The following is a 12,879-nucleotide window of genomic DNA, read 5'->3' as shown; positions in this document are numbered from 1 at the left end:
CTCGGCTGTGTCGGTCGCCGTCGCCGCTGCTCGCTCGGACGTGTCGTCGGTGTCGGACGGGGTGCACGCCGCGACGTGGAGCAGCACGAGCGCGCACACCACGAACGAGGTTGTCGTCTTCACGGTGACGGCCGTTCCGGCTTCGGTGGACCGGCCTTCCGAGCATCGATCGAGCCTCGCCGTGACCAGGAGACGGCAGAACCCTGGTCGACCCACAGGAGGGACGGAGGATGTCCGGGCACGATGGCCGTCAGGACAGCTGCTGTTGGAAGATGGCGGCCACGTCGGCGACGTCCCGACCGGAGTCGATGAGGCCGTTGTAGACGTCCGGGTAGGTCGCTCCACTCATGGACAGGGTGAACACGGCGGTGCGCCCGTCGTCGAGCGTGAGGTATCCCGAGAGGCTCTGGACCTTGACGTAGAGGCGGAGGGTGGACGGGTTGCCCGCGACGCTGGTGCCGGCCTTGGCCTGCACCTGGCCCACCGACGGACCGTCGAGCCCGTAGTACGCGATCGAACCGGTCTGTCCGAGTTTCGGCAGTCCGTCCGCGAACTGCTCGCCCCAGGATTGCTGCAGAGACCACTGGGCCCACGTACTCATCTGCCGTGACGAAGCCGATGCCGGGTCGGTCCCCGCACCGTCGGCGAGGTACAGCTCGTCGGTGTCCAACCCGGCCCGCTCGGCGGTGTCGTAGATCGTGTCCAACCCGGTGAGGCAGTCCGTCGACCCGGCCTCGACCGCCAACAGACACAGGAACGTGTTCGCACCAGGGTTGTAACTCATCTCCAGGATCGAGTTGCCCATGGTGCCGAGCGACGGTGATGTCAGCGAGGCCAGCTGCTGATCGGCCGGGTAGCTGTCGGACTCCATCAACTGGGATTGGTCGTTGGGGGCGTCGACGGGGGCCGCCACGCTGACACCGGCGCGCTCGAGGGCCTCGATGAACAGGTGTCGAGCCCAGGTGGCGGAGTCACCGATCGGGTACACGGCGAGGCGCGACGTCCCGGTGGTCAGCGCACCGGTCACGGTCAACTTCGTCGGATCCTCGGGCGAGGCGACGATTGCCAGCCCGGTCGCGTCCTCGTCATCCGCGATCTCCACGTCTGCCTCGACGGTGAACGCGCTCGTCTCGGGTGTCATCGTGACCGTGGCGGGTTCCCCGTTGTCGCCGAGGGTCACCTCCAGGTCCAACAGGTTGTCGTTGACGTACATCGGGGTGACCGGCCCGGCGCCCGGGTCGAAGTCCTCGAACAGGCTGGTGTCGATCACCACGTCGCCGTCGATCCGGGTCACGCCGTTCGCCGCCACCTGCTCGGCCAGATCGTCGACACCGGCCAGCGGGTCGCCGATTCTCGTCGCGTTCGGCGCCAACCCGGCTGCGATGTGATCCAGAGACGTCGCGGTGAAGGTGTTGTCGAAGCGTCCCTCGGTGGCATTGCGCCCGCCCATGGCCAGGTCACCCGACGCCACCAACACGACGTCACCGCTCACGACGCCGTCCGCGACCGCGGTCGTGGCGTACACGGGGGTTTCCAGGGTGGTGTCCGGTCCCAACGTGTCATACACCGTTCCGACCGTCAGGTTCTTGGCGGTCGAGGCGGTGAACACCACCTCGTCGGGACGCTGGGAGAGCAACACCTCGCCCGTCTCCGCGTCGGCCACGTAGAACAACCATCGAGACGACTCGTACTGTTCGCCGTCCATGATCGCGGCAGCCTCGGCCGGCACTTCACCGGTGACCGTCGCAGTCTCTGATCCGTCGGATGTGGAGCTGGCGTCGCCATCGTCGCCGGCGCACGCGGCGGCAACCAGCACCAGCAGCGCCACGGGGACCAACGAGACATGTCGGGTTGGTCGGTTCGTCGACATCGTCAGTCTCGTTCTCTGAGCATCCAGGTCGGTTGGCAACCGGCGGTCGAACACCGGGGAGAGACGGACCTCGGCGATGCAGGGTGTTTCACCGTTGGATCGACGGCGGCGTTCCTCGATCCCGTCGTGTCGTTGCGGGGGTGCGACATGCGTCTCCTCGAGGCAAGGGCCCAGAGCAGGCGGCCGCATCGACACCGAACGTCGAGTGTCAGAAGAGGTTCCCGATGAGTCGGTGGAATCTCAACGTACCACGTCGCCGAATCGCTCACGGTGGGCGCACGCGCGTCCAGCACAGGGCTCGACGTCATCGACGACTGACCCTCGCTCTCGTCCCTCGTCGGGAGGGGATCCGGGGGCGTGGCGAATTCGGATGCTCGGGGCGTCGGTGTGACCTAAGGTCGTTGCGCTCGCATTCAGGGGGAACGCGATGAACCATGCCATCGACGACGCGCACGATTGGCCGGGCTGACCGACTGAAGAATGAAGGAAGGAAGCCGAGATGTTCAAGGTCGATCGCCTCCCGTCGCCGACGTGGATGGCATCCAACGAATTCGACGAGCTCCGAAACCGGTTGACCGGGTTCTACGAGAGCGGGGGCACTCGCACGCTCCAGGAACGGTTTCCGTTGGAGCAGGAGTTGCGACCGTTCGAGGAGCAGATCCTCGCCGCGCTCCACGATCAGTTCGGCGGACTCTGTGCCTACTCCGAAGTCGCGTGGAGACCGAAGGACGATGTTCCGCCGCACCGGTTGCTGTGGCATCGGCCGACCGGTGACGCCGCCTCGCTCGATGGCAAGGTCGACTACGAGCACTATTGGTGGTTGACGCTCGACTGGGGGAACTGGTACCTCGGGTCCTCCTTCACCGAGTCGGTCAAGAGCTATCTGTTCCCGGTGATCGGTGCACGTATGCCCGTCGCGGCACACGGCGACCTCGACATCGGGCTGCTCCTCGACCCGTGCAACGACGAGCCGGCCTGGTGGCTGAGCTTCGGAACCGACGGCAGCGTCGTCCCGCGCCGGCCGCCGAGCGCCGCCGAGTCGGAGCGTTTGGCCATGGTGGATCGCGGCGAGTTGACGATTCGCATCCTCGATCTCGACGACGACATGCTCCGGGCGAGCCGCCACCGGGCACTTCGAGAGCTCGAGACATCCTCATTCTGGAAGCAACCGGGACCGGACATCGTCGACCACGTCATCGACGACGCGCTCGCGCATCGAGGCGCGTTGCTGCAGGGGATCATCACCCATCGGATCAGCGGTCCGTGGTGGAACGGAGAACCGATCGACGTCGCAGTCTTCGAGCGTCTCGTCGAGCGGGTTCCCGAGGTGCTGGGGGCGCAGTTGCTGGCGAACGCAACCGATGGAATGCTCGACGACGTCCCCTCTGCGACACGGGATCGCCTCGAGGAGCGCCTGGTCGCCGCTTTTCCCGATCTCCCCGAGAGCGAGCAGTTCCAGGAGGTGTTCGCCTCGGCACCGGCCCGTTCGCGTCCGCGGACTGAATCGGCTCGCACTGCGAAGAAGCCCGCTACAGGACGTGTGGCGGCGAAGAAGGCGTCGAGGACGAGGACGGAGAAACGTACGTCTGTCTCGATCGGTCCCACCGATCGGATCACTCGCATCCTGATCAAGAACTTCCGTGCGATCCAAGAGATCGAGTTGACGATCGACAGCGAGTTCGTGCCTCTCCCTCCCAAGGTCGACTCGACCGGGAAGCTCGAGGAGACGACGTCACCGACCGCCGGAACGCAGTGGAAGTCGCTGCTCGGTGAGAACGGCTCGGGAAAGAGCTCGATTCTCCACGCAGTGGCACTCGCACTCACCGGCGACCGGCTCGACGAGTTCTGTGCCGCAGCCGGGCTCGAGTGGTCGGGCATGCTCCGCCGATCGCCCGACGACATCCAGGGTCGGATCCTGCTCGAATTCTCCGGGAAACAGAGGATCGATCTCAGATTCACGGACTCGAAGGCATGGTTCCACGGTCTCGGCGGTGAGGCCCCGGCGATGCATGTCAACGTGCGCGCATACGGAGCGACCAGGCTGCTGCGGCGCTCACTGGTCACGCTCGACGAGAGCGTCTCGAAGGCGGACGCCCTCTGCCGATCGGTCGACGTGCTCCTCGATGCCGACGCGGGTCGCGCGGAGCGACTCGCCGCCGCCAGCGACGCCGAGGCACTCCTGGCTGACATCAAGGGAGCGATGACCGTCCACGCTCGGAACGAGGGCGCGACCGTTGCGATCGGCAACCTGCTCGACCCGAGCGTTCCCGTGATCGACGCGACCGCGTGGCTGCTCGACCTCGCCGAGCCCGAGTTCAACGTCGCAGCGCTCACGCTCTCCGACCTCCTCGGGAAGTCGTCGGCGATCCCCGATCCGCGCCACCCGACCACGGGCTCTCCGGGCAAGGCAAAGCCCCGCCTCGAACGACGTCGAACGGACCCGGGCGGCAAGATCAAGGTGCTCGTCGATGGCGATCCGCTCGACGATGTCAGCGACGGCTACCGGTCGGTCATCGCTGTCGCCTGCGACATCATGCGCGGGATTGGGGGGCTCGATGCCGACGATGGGTTGAGCGATCTCGCGCGTGCTCGTGGAATCGTCCTCATCGACGAGGTCGGTGCACACCTCCACCCCAGTTGGCGGATGCAGATCACCGACCGACTCCGCAGAACCTTCCCGAATGTCCAATTCCTGGTCTCCACCCACGAACCGCTGTGCCTTCGCGGTCTGCAGGCGAACGAAGTCGTCAAGGTACTGAAGTACGAGCGTCACGGCGTCATCGTTCAACCGATCGAGATGTCGCCGGCGCAGTACCGGGTCGACCAGCTTCTGACCTCGGATTTCTTCGGGCTCGACAGCGCGATCGACCCCGAAGTCGATGGGCTCTACCGGAGGTTCTACGAGCTCCGGCGCAAGCAGCTCGACGGCGATCCGGTGAGCGACGAGTTGCTGGCGCTCGACCGGAAGCTGAACTCGCAACGGCTCCGCCCGAAGCTCGGATACACGCGCCGCGACCAGATGATGTATGAGGCGATCGACCTGTTCCTGGAGTCGGAACCGACGTTGGACCACCCTCGCGATCGCCAACGGGAGCGACTGGCGACGGTCGAGAAGGTCGCGGACCAGTGGCGCAAGATGGCGGGACTCCGGCGATGAGGAAGACACAGCGCCCTGCGGACTCGCCTGGCGACCTGTTCGAGAAGGGGATGGAGGAGCAGGAGAAGGCGACCGAGCAGATGCGCAAGTATCTCCGGGATCGGGCGAAGGCGATCGCCGACGGGAAGAAGCTGCCGACGAAGCCGTCGATCACCTACAAGATGTACAAGGACCTCACCGTCAAGGAGGTGCTCGTCGAGATCTTCGACGGGAAGTGCGCGTACTGCGAGTCGTTCTACTCGTCGACCCAGCCGATGGACGTCGAGCACTATCGACCGAAGGGTGCGGTGGACGGCGACGACGAACACCTTGGCTACTACTGGCTTGCCGCGACGTGGGAGAACCTGCTGCCGTCGTGCATCGACTGCAACCGCAAGCGGGGACAGTTCGACGTGGTCGAAGAGGAGAATCGCAAGCTCGGCAAGATGGACCGATTTCCGATCGAAGGGACTCGCGCTCGCGATCCCGACGACGACCTGAGCCTCGAAGATGCTCTGCTCGTCGACCCGACGGTCGACGATCCCGAGCAGATCTTCCGATTCGATCGCGAGTTCGGCGTCGTCATCCCCCGCTTCAAGTCCGGCAAGAGACACCGGAGGGCGATGGCATCGATCGAGGTGTACGGACTGAATCGGTCGGGGCTCGTCACCGATCGGCTGCACATCATCCGCCAGATCGACCATCACCTCCGAGTCATCGAACTGCTGACCTTGGTGAGAGACGGTCTGACGACCAGCTCGGTTGCGCACCTCCGCGACATCGTCGTCGAGGTGATCGAGCTCGAACTCGATGCACTGTTCTCACTCGCCGACAGCGATCGCCCCTACGCGGGGATGGCCAAGCAACTGCTCGACGGCCTCACCCCACGGTGAGTCGAACCACGAGGCGTTCTCCAATCGTTGTCGCGGGTTCGATGCTCAGCGATCAGCGATGGGTCAACGTGCTTTCCGGCACCTCAGCCGCCTTCGGCAATCGAATGGTTCGTTGTCGTCTGCTTCGGATTGCCGAGGTCGACGAGGACGCGACGGATCTTCGCCATCCCCGCCCAGAAACCGAAGCCGCCCGTGATGAGCATCACGAACAGAGTGCACGCGGCTGCTGCGAGCCAGTTGACCACGAACGCCGCGACGATCACGGCGGTGACGAGGGACGCGGTGACGACGACCGTCTGCGTCCTGAGTGGGCGAACGCGTCGGAGCGACCCAAGCGTCATCGCCGCGCCGCCGGCCAACCCAGCGGCGATCAGCAGGCAGCTCAGCCATCCCCACGACTCGGTGACGCAGATCATCCCGAGACCGACCACGCCGGCGGCGATGAGGGCACCCGCGATCCCGAACACGATGCCTCGGGCGACGCGGGTGGGAAGCGCGCGGCGAATGAGCCACGAGATCATTCGGCCGACGAACGCCAGCCAGCTCCTCGTCGGCGTCGGGGAGCCGTCGCCACCGGTGAACGGGTCCTCAGCCTGGCGGGCGAGAGTGGTGCCGATCACCTGGGCACCTCGTTCGAAGAGCTGAATCTTGGTCGTTCCTCGGTCGCCGCCGGTCGACAGATCGACCGACCAGGAATCGGTGGCATCGCCGGCCGGCGCGAGGAGGTCGATGACCGCGTCGACGGCGGCGTTCACCGCCTCGTCGTCAGCGACCGTCCAGGTCGTTTCCGCGTTCGGGTCGGATGGTCGGATCAATGCCTCGACCGCTCGTGCGGCGTCTGCGTGACGCTGTGTGCGGTGCCGCTGGTTCACAGCGAGCAAGGCGCTCAGAGGAGACGCCTCGGTTGGCAACTTCCGGAGGTCGATCGCGAGATCTTCGAGCAGCGCGCGTTGGACACGTCGAGCATCATCGGGTGAGGCGCCGAGGATCTTGGTGACGGCGATTTCGGCGGTGTCGAGCCGTCCCCACAAGATGTCGTTCAGGCGCCATTTCTCGTCGAGGAAGCCGCCGAAGTGACTCAGCGCGTTGCCACCGAGCTTCCGCGGTGAGGTGATTCCCTCCGCCACGAGCCCACGTGCGTCGAGCGGACTGATCCGGATGACGTCGGCGGGGTCGAGTTCGGCGGAGGCGACGCTCGCCAGAGGGAGGATGAGCTGGTCGTAGTCGCCGTAGTTCAACCAGGCGTCGGTGAGGCGGATGCGCATCGAGTCGTCGATCTCGGCGGCGAGGATCACCCGCCGACCGTTCTCGCTGGACTCGCGGAGTGGCGGCGACAGCCGATTGGCGACATCGTCGACCACCTCGAAGAATGCGTCGGTGGCGATCCACTCGTCGAGGGACAGGTCGCCCAGCACCTCCGGGTCGCGTAAACCGAAGTCGATTGCGCGCTGACTCTCCGAAAAGGTGACCAGCTTGAGGTAGAGCCGATTGATGTTCCGCCGCACCGTGGCATATCGATCGAATCGTTCTTGACGAGCGGTGGCGTCGAGGCTGTCGTCATCCGCAGTGGCGTTGTTGAGCCGGCGCTGATGATGGCTGATGAGGTGCTCCAGCAGCGTGAAACGCCGGAGGCGGAAGCCGACGTCGAAGACGAACAGCCCGATGCGTCCGACGTTCTCGGCACCCGAGAAACGAGTGCGCACCCAGTCCTCGAGGCGCGACTTCACCAACGTGCTCAGCCTGCGCACTTGGGCGGGGTCGGGCGTGAGTTCACCGATCTGGAGCGACATCTGGACGAGATCGGTGACCACGGTCGACCACCGGTACTCCTCCTGCGCGACGGCACCCCATCCGCGCTCGCGGGCGTAGTCGGTCCGCGTCTGGGCGGTCCACCCGCCGACGACGCCCGACGTCGTGCTCTCGCGGTCGTAGCCGCTGCCGAGACCGCGGGCGACGAGATCGGGTCCGCTGAGTTCGACTGCGTTTGCCTCGGTCGCTTCCGGTCCCTCGACATCGGATTCGGTCTCGTCCTGCTCGCTCGCCTCGGGTGTGCCGATGCGGGTGCGCAGCGCGTCGAGGATCTCGTCATCGGTCCGGAGGAACAGAGCCGACAGCGACTCGTTGAGCCGGGAGATCTCCTCGTTGCCGGCGTTGAGGGCAGCGATGTCATCGCGGATGTTCTCCGTGCGTGCGAGACCGTACGTGTCGATGGTGTACTCCCGGAGGCCCGGGAATCGCGGGTCTTGCCAGTTGCCGGTCGACCGGCTCGGATCGGGCTCGATGTAGACGACTCGGCGCTCCACCGGGATGTCGGCACGGCGTGTCGTCAGCGGTTCGAGCGCATACGCGAATGGCTTGTTGTCCATCGCGCCGCCATCGGAGTACCAGCGCTGCTTGACGTTGACCGACCCGTCGAGCCCATCGGGTCCGTGCGCCGGGGAGAGGAACTCGTGCAGCGCCACATCACGAGCGCTGCGTCCGGGTGCCAAGTTGTTGACCTGTCCCCAGTTCGCCGGATGGAATGCCGCAGGATGGGCAGCGGTCGCGCGCGCGGCGAAGGCGAGCACATCGTTGTTCTGTTCGGAGAGATCCACGCGGTGCGTACCGATCGCCGAGCTCAGGCCGTCGCGGAAATGGAAACGAGCCCGGTGCCTCATCTCCTGAATCGACGTGTCGTACAGCCGGACGTCCTCGGCAACGCCGCGCAGGTCGGTGGTGGTGAGGTAGCAGTCGACGGCGGGAACCAGACCCTTGCGACGATCATCTGCACCGCCCATGGCGTCGAGTGCATCACGCAGCAGTTCGTAGAAATGGTCGCCGTTCAGGATCGACTTCGGTGGATCGGCAGACTCGTTGAGCAGTTTCAAGAAGTCGGCCTCTGCACGCCAGATCTCGGTCAGCCCGTCGAGGGTTCCGCCGTGCGTCAGCGCCTTGCCGAGGAAGACTGCGTTCAGGCCTCCCGCCGAACTACCGGAGAGGACGTCGACCGTGACTCTCCTCGGCGTGTCGCCGGCACCGGCGGTGCGGGCCAGGTCGCGATAGACGCGTTCGGCGCGCGTCAAGTCGGCGTCGGCGACGAGGCTCGGGTCAGCGGTCGCTCGCACGAGCGACAACAGTTCCTGACACGCACCGCTGATGTAGACAGCAAGCGACACCCCGCCGTAGAGCACGAGGCTGATCCGAGTTTCGATCCGAGGCCCACCCATCTGGCAAGTATCCCACGCGCAGGAAGAGCGGCCGGACGTGGTCGGTGAGGTGGGTCTGCGCGGGCCCCGAGGTGCTCCGATCCTCTAGACGCCGAGCCTTTCGGCTGCCATCTGCGTGCCCTCGACTCTCGCCGAGATCTTCGCGAACGCGGTGTCACGGCTCGTGGCCACGTCATCGCTGAACGGTGAGTATCCACAATCATCCGTGGTTCCGAGCTGCCCGACAGGAATGTGCTCTGCGGCGGCGAGCACGCGATCGCAGACGGTCTGAGACGACTCGACCTGTTCGGTGCACACGTCGATCACCCCCACGTACACGCGTTGATGCGGCTGTACGTGCTTCGCAACGATCGCGAGCGATCTTCCCGGATCACGCTCGCTGGCCATCTGCATGAAGAATCGCCCAGCCTTGAGCGTGAGGAGCGTCGGGATCAGACCGGCGTAGTCGATGTCGGCGCTGTGCGTGCTGTCATGATCGCCACCGGGACACGTGTGGACGCCGATGCGTTGGAGTTCCGCGTCGGAGAAGCGGGCGAACACCTCGTTGTTCAGATCGATGAACTGTTGGAGGAGGCCACCCGACGGGTCGAGCTTGAGCGCGAGGCGACCCTCGGTGAAGTCGACCTGCACACTGTCGGCACCCGCGTCGAGACAGCTGCGGATGTCGCCGGCGGCCTGGTCGATGAGGTCGTCGTGGAATTGCTCGGGGCTGTATCCGTCGATCCCCGCGGCCGGGTAGAGCAGGCCCATCGCCGACGCCGAGATGACGGCTTGCTTGATCGGACGATCGGTGAACTTCCGTGTGCGCGCGACGTAGTTGCCGGCGAGGTTCTGATACTCGAACGGTCCAGTTGTGATCACCGGGAGTTGCCGCACGTGACCGTCCTCGAACGGGATCTCGACCCCATCCTGCGCCAACGTCGTGAGTCCGTCGAGTGGGTAGGTGGCGAAGCTCGATTTCGTCTGCTCGCCGTCGGTCACGACGGGAGAGCCGGTGGCTTCGAACCTGGCCACGGTCTCGGACACCGCGGCGTCGAACAACTCGTCGAGTGCTGCCGTCGACATCGAGCCTTCAGCGTGAGCTTGCATCCCCGCTTGCAGCTCGGGATGTCGGGGCACGCTGCCCACAGGTTCGGTTGGAATCGTCATGGTGGTCCCCCAGTCGGTGCTCTCGACCACGGTAGCTGGGAGGGTGTCCGGCTTCAGAAAGGTGAGGGATCGCGCCGACGACTTCACCGATCTGGGTGCGGTCACCGACCCTGGGGTGACTCCCGAATGACGTCGAAGTCGTCCAACCCGAGTTCGCAGCGCCACGCCACGCCCGGATAGCGGTTGTCGCGCCAGGTGCCTCCGACGTCGCTCGCCTTCTCGAAGACACGGACGTTCTCGATGCCGGCTTCCTTCAACTTGATCGCCGCGCACACGCCCGACAATCCGGCGCCGAGCACGACCACCTCGAAGTGTTGGGTCTGACGTTCTTCTGGAGTCACATTGGCCTCTTGGGGGAGTGTGGATGAACGGGCCGTGGCCTATTCGAGGGACTGTCCGCCGTCGACCGGCATCAGCGTTCCGGTCATGAAGCCCGCATCGCTGCTCAGCAGGAATGCGGCGGCACCTGCGACTTCTTCGGGTCTGCCGTAGCGCCCCTGCGGATCGACGCGATGTTGACGATCGAGCCGCCGCCGCCGCTCGCCAGCATCGTCGGTTTGGCGAACTTCATCGCGAGCCAGGCGGCGCGGAGGTTGATGGCGACGATCTCGTCGAATGCCTCGACGCTGTTCTCCTCGAATCGCGTGTAGGCGCCGAAGATGCCGGCGTTGTTGACGATGCCGTCGAGTCGGCCGTGGTTCTCCAACGCGGTGTCCACCATCGCTCGGACGGTGCTCTCGTCTCCGATGTCTCCCGCGACGATCGAGGCCGGGGGTCGCCTCGATCGGCGCGGGCTGTCGCAGCGCGAGCGAGAGCGTCGCCGTCGCGATCGACGAGGACGACCTCGGCACCCTCGCCGTCGGCGACCTGCGTCGTTCCGGTCACGAAGGCTGTCTTCGCTGAAGACCCCCAGCGCCGCGACCATGATGGCCTCGCGCACCTGTGCGGTCTTCTCGTCCCGCCGTGAGACGGGAGGAGTGGAGCGATCGGTCAGACCCTCGGACGCCGAAGCCATGGAGCGTGATGGTATTCCGATCACGTGCCACGAGGCGCGTGATCGCGCACTGACGCCGTGCGTCAGCGCGCAGCGCGGCCGGCGCCTGCAGCGAGCAGTGCGCAGATCGGTGCGTAGACGGAGCGGTCCATCCGCCTGAACCGCGTCGACTCGCTCCCCGGTACGAGCATGGAGGTACGGCCGGCAAACCCGAACGCGGCGCGGGTCGCCAGGACGACGCACACACCCGATGCTGCGATGCGGGAGCCCGGCCCCTGACGGCGATCGGCACATGCGACCGCACCTGCGGCGGCCGAGAGCAGGACAGCCACACCGACACATTCGCGCGGTCCTGGCGTGACCTGGCGTCCGATCACGGCATCGTTGAGCGCGGCACGGGACCGGAACGGAAAGGTCGACCCGGTCGCCCAGACAAGATGCAGCAATCCGGCCGCCAGGAGCGTCGACACCGTCGCCAGACCCGTCCTCGAGAATTTCGGGTCCGCCGTTCTCTCGGTCACCTTGTCTACTCCTCCTCAGCCCGAACCGGGCTGGCTCCGGATTCTCGAAGCACCGCGTCGGTTCAGGACAGTGTGACCGCGATTGCGTCGAGTGCGTCGGCCATCGCCGACGAATCGAGGAGTGCTTCGGCGGCGGCGAGTTCCGGGGCCAGATAGCGGTCGGGTCCGACGCCAGCGACGTCCGTGCGCAGGAGGGTGAGGAGCGCGCCGGTCGCATTCGACGGGACGAGAGGAGCGCGCAACTCGATCGCGCGTGCGGCGCAGACGTATTCGACGGCGAGGATGCGGCGGACGTTGTCGATGACCTTGCGGAGTTTGCGGACGGCGAGCCAGGCCATCGACACGTGGTCCTCCTGCATTCCCGACGTCGGGAGCGAATCGACCGATGCCGGGGCGGCGAGACGCTTGTTCTCCGAGGCCATCGCGGCAGCGGTGTAGTGGCCGATCATGAGGCCGCTGTCGACACCGACCTCGTCGGCGAGGAACGGCGGAAGGCCGTGGCTGCGGGTCTTGTCGAGCATGCGGTCCATCCGGCGTTCGGCGATCGCGCCGATCTCGGACACGGCGATGGCGAGGAAATCGGCGGCGAATCCGAGCGGGGCTCCGTGGAAGTTGCCACACGATTCGACTCGGCCGTCGGGGAGCACCATCGGGTTGTCGATCGCCGACGCCAGTTCGTACCGGGCAACCGACCGGCAGTGGGCGAGCGTGTCGCGGACCGCGCCGTGGACCGAGGGGGTGCAGCGGATCGAATACGCATCCTGGACCCGGACGTCGTCGTCGTCGGCGTGGCTGGAGACGATGGGCGAGCCGGCGAGCATGGCTCGCAGGTTGGCGGCGCTGACGGCCTGGCCGGGTTGCGGTCGGAGGGCCTGGAGGTCGGCTGCGAACGGGGTGTCGGTGGCGAGGAGCCCTTCGACGGTCATCGCGGTGATCATGTCGGCCTGGGTGAGCAGCCGTTCGGTGTCCGCGATCGCGAGGCACAGCATGCCGAGGATGGCATCGGTGCCGTTGGTGACAGCAAGGCCCTCCTTCTCGGCCAGCTCGATCGGTTCGAGGCCGGCGTCGGCGAGCGCGTCGGCCGCGGGTCGAACCCGCCCGTCGTGGACG

9 protein-coding genes and 1 pseudogene are annotated in these 12,879 nt (G+C 66.1%); 2 read left to right on the top strand and 8 right to left on the bottom strand.

From position 1 onward, the window contains the following. Positions 1–250: 250 nt before the first annotated feature. Complete coding sequence (locus tag WBV89_RS18285; protein WP_423982763.1) at positions 251–1,870, bottom strand: D-alanyl-D-alanine carboxypeptidase/D-alanyl-D-alanine-endopeptidase; 1,620 nt, start codon at positions 1,868–1,870, stop codon at positions 251–253. A gap of 499 nt (positions 1,871–2,369) precedes the next feature. Between WBV89_RS18285 and WBV89_RS18280 the strand changes: the two genes are divergently transcribed. Then, complete coding sequence (locus tag WBV89_RS18280) at positions 2,370–5,027, top strand: AAA family ATPase (RefSeq protein ID WP_423982762.1); 2,658 nt, start codon at positions 2,370–2,372, stop codon at positions 5,025–5,027. Then, on the top strand, positions 5,024–5,899 hold the full coding sequence (locus WBV89_RS18275; protein ID WP_423982761.1) for a hypothetical protein: 876 nt from the start codon (positions 5,024–5,026) through the stop codon (positions 5,897–5,899). Before WBV89_RS18280 ends, WBV89_RS18275 begins: the two co-directional genes overlap by 4 nt. Positions 5,900–5,982: 83 nt before the next feature. Here WBV89_RS18275 and WBV89_RS18270 read toward each other — a convergent pair whose 3' ends face one another. From WBV89_RS18270 to WBV89_RS18240, 7 genes and pseudogenes are all read right to left on the bottom strand, one after another. Beyond that, positions 5,983–9,105, bottom strand: a complete 3,123-nt coding sequence (locus WBV89_RS18270) for a patatin-like protein (protein ID WP_423982760.1) — start codon at positions 9,103–9,105, stop codon at positions 5,983–5,985. Between the two features lie 84 nt (positions 9,106–9,189). Then, positions 9,190–10,254, bottom strand: coding sequence for a 5-methyltetrahydropteroyltriglutamate--homocysteine methyltransferase (locus WBV89_RS18265; RefSeq protein WP_423982759.1), 1,065 nt, complete (start codon positions 10,252–10,254; stop codon positions 9,190–9,192). A gap of 101 nt (positions 10,255–10,355) precedes the next feature. Then, on the bottom strand, positions 10,356–10,595 hold the full coding sequence (locus WBV89_RS18260; protein ID WP_423982758.1) for an NAD(P)-binding protein: 240 nt from the start codon (positions 10,593–10,595) through the stop codon (positions 10,356–10,358). A 39-nt stretch (positions 10,596–10,634) separates the two neighbouring features. After that, the gene (locus WBV89_RS18255; protein ID WP_423982764.1) at positions 10,635–10,835 is read right to left on the bottom strand and encodes an SDR family oxidoreductase; all 201 of its coding nucleotides are present in this window, start codon (positions 10,833–10,835) and stop codon (positions 10,635–10,637) included. Further along, positions 10,817–10,975 (bottom strand): annotated as a pseudogene (locus tag WBV89_RS18250) (SDR family oxidoreductase); the annotation flags it as partial. The gene WBV89_RS18255 and the pseudogene WBV89_RS18250, both read right to left, overlap by 19 nt. 356 nt (positions 10,976–11,331) lie before the next feature. Beyond that, positions 11,332–11,769 carry a DUF3995 domain-containing protein gene (locus tag WBV89_RS18245; protein ID WP_423982757.1) on the bottom strand — a complete coding sequence of 146 codons (438 nt, stop codon included), beginning with the start codon at positions 11,767–11,769 and terminating at the stop codon, positions 11,332–11,334. Positions 11,770–11,831: 62 nt separating this feature from the next. Beyond that, on the bottom strand, positions 11,832–12,879 hold a 1,048-nt coding region (locus WBV89_RS18240), incomplete at its 5' end, for an aromatic amino acid lyase (protein WP_423982756.1).

The sequence above is a fragment of the Ilumatobacter sp. genome (assembly GCF_049588435.1).
GTDB lineage: Bacteria > Actinomycetota > Acidimicrobiia > Acidimicrobiales > Ilumatobacteraceae > Ilumatobacter_A.
The sequence above is the reverse complement of the archived record's forward strand: the minus strand, read 5'-3'. Positions and strand labels throughout refer to the sequence as shown.

Coding starts and splice junctions, on each gene's coding strand:
- WBV89_RS18280 (WP_423982762.1), top strand. CDS start 2,370: ATGTTCAAGGTCGATCGCCTCCCGTCGCCGACGTGGATGGCATCCAAC.
- WBV89_RS18285 (WP_423982763.1), bottom strand. CDS start 1,870: ATGTCGACGAACCGACCAACCCGACATGTCTCGTTGGTCCCCGTGGCG.
- WBV89_RS18270 (WP_423982760.1), bottom strand. CDS start 9,105: ATGGGTGGGCCTCGGATCGAAACTCGGATCAGCCTCGTGCTCTACGGC.
- WBV89_RS18265 (WP_423982759.1), bottom strand. CDS start 10,254: ATGACGATTCCAACCGAACCTGTGGGCAGCGTGCCCCGACATCCCGAG.
- WBV89_RS18275 (WP_423982761.1), top strand. CDS start 5,024: ATGAGGAAGACACAGCGCCCTGCGGACTCGCCTGGCGACCTGTTCGAG.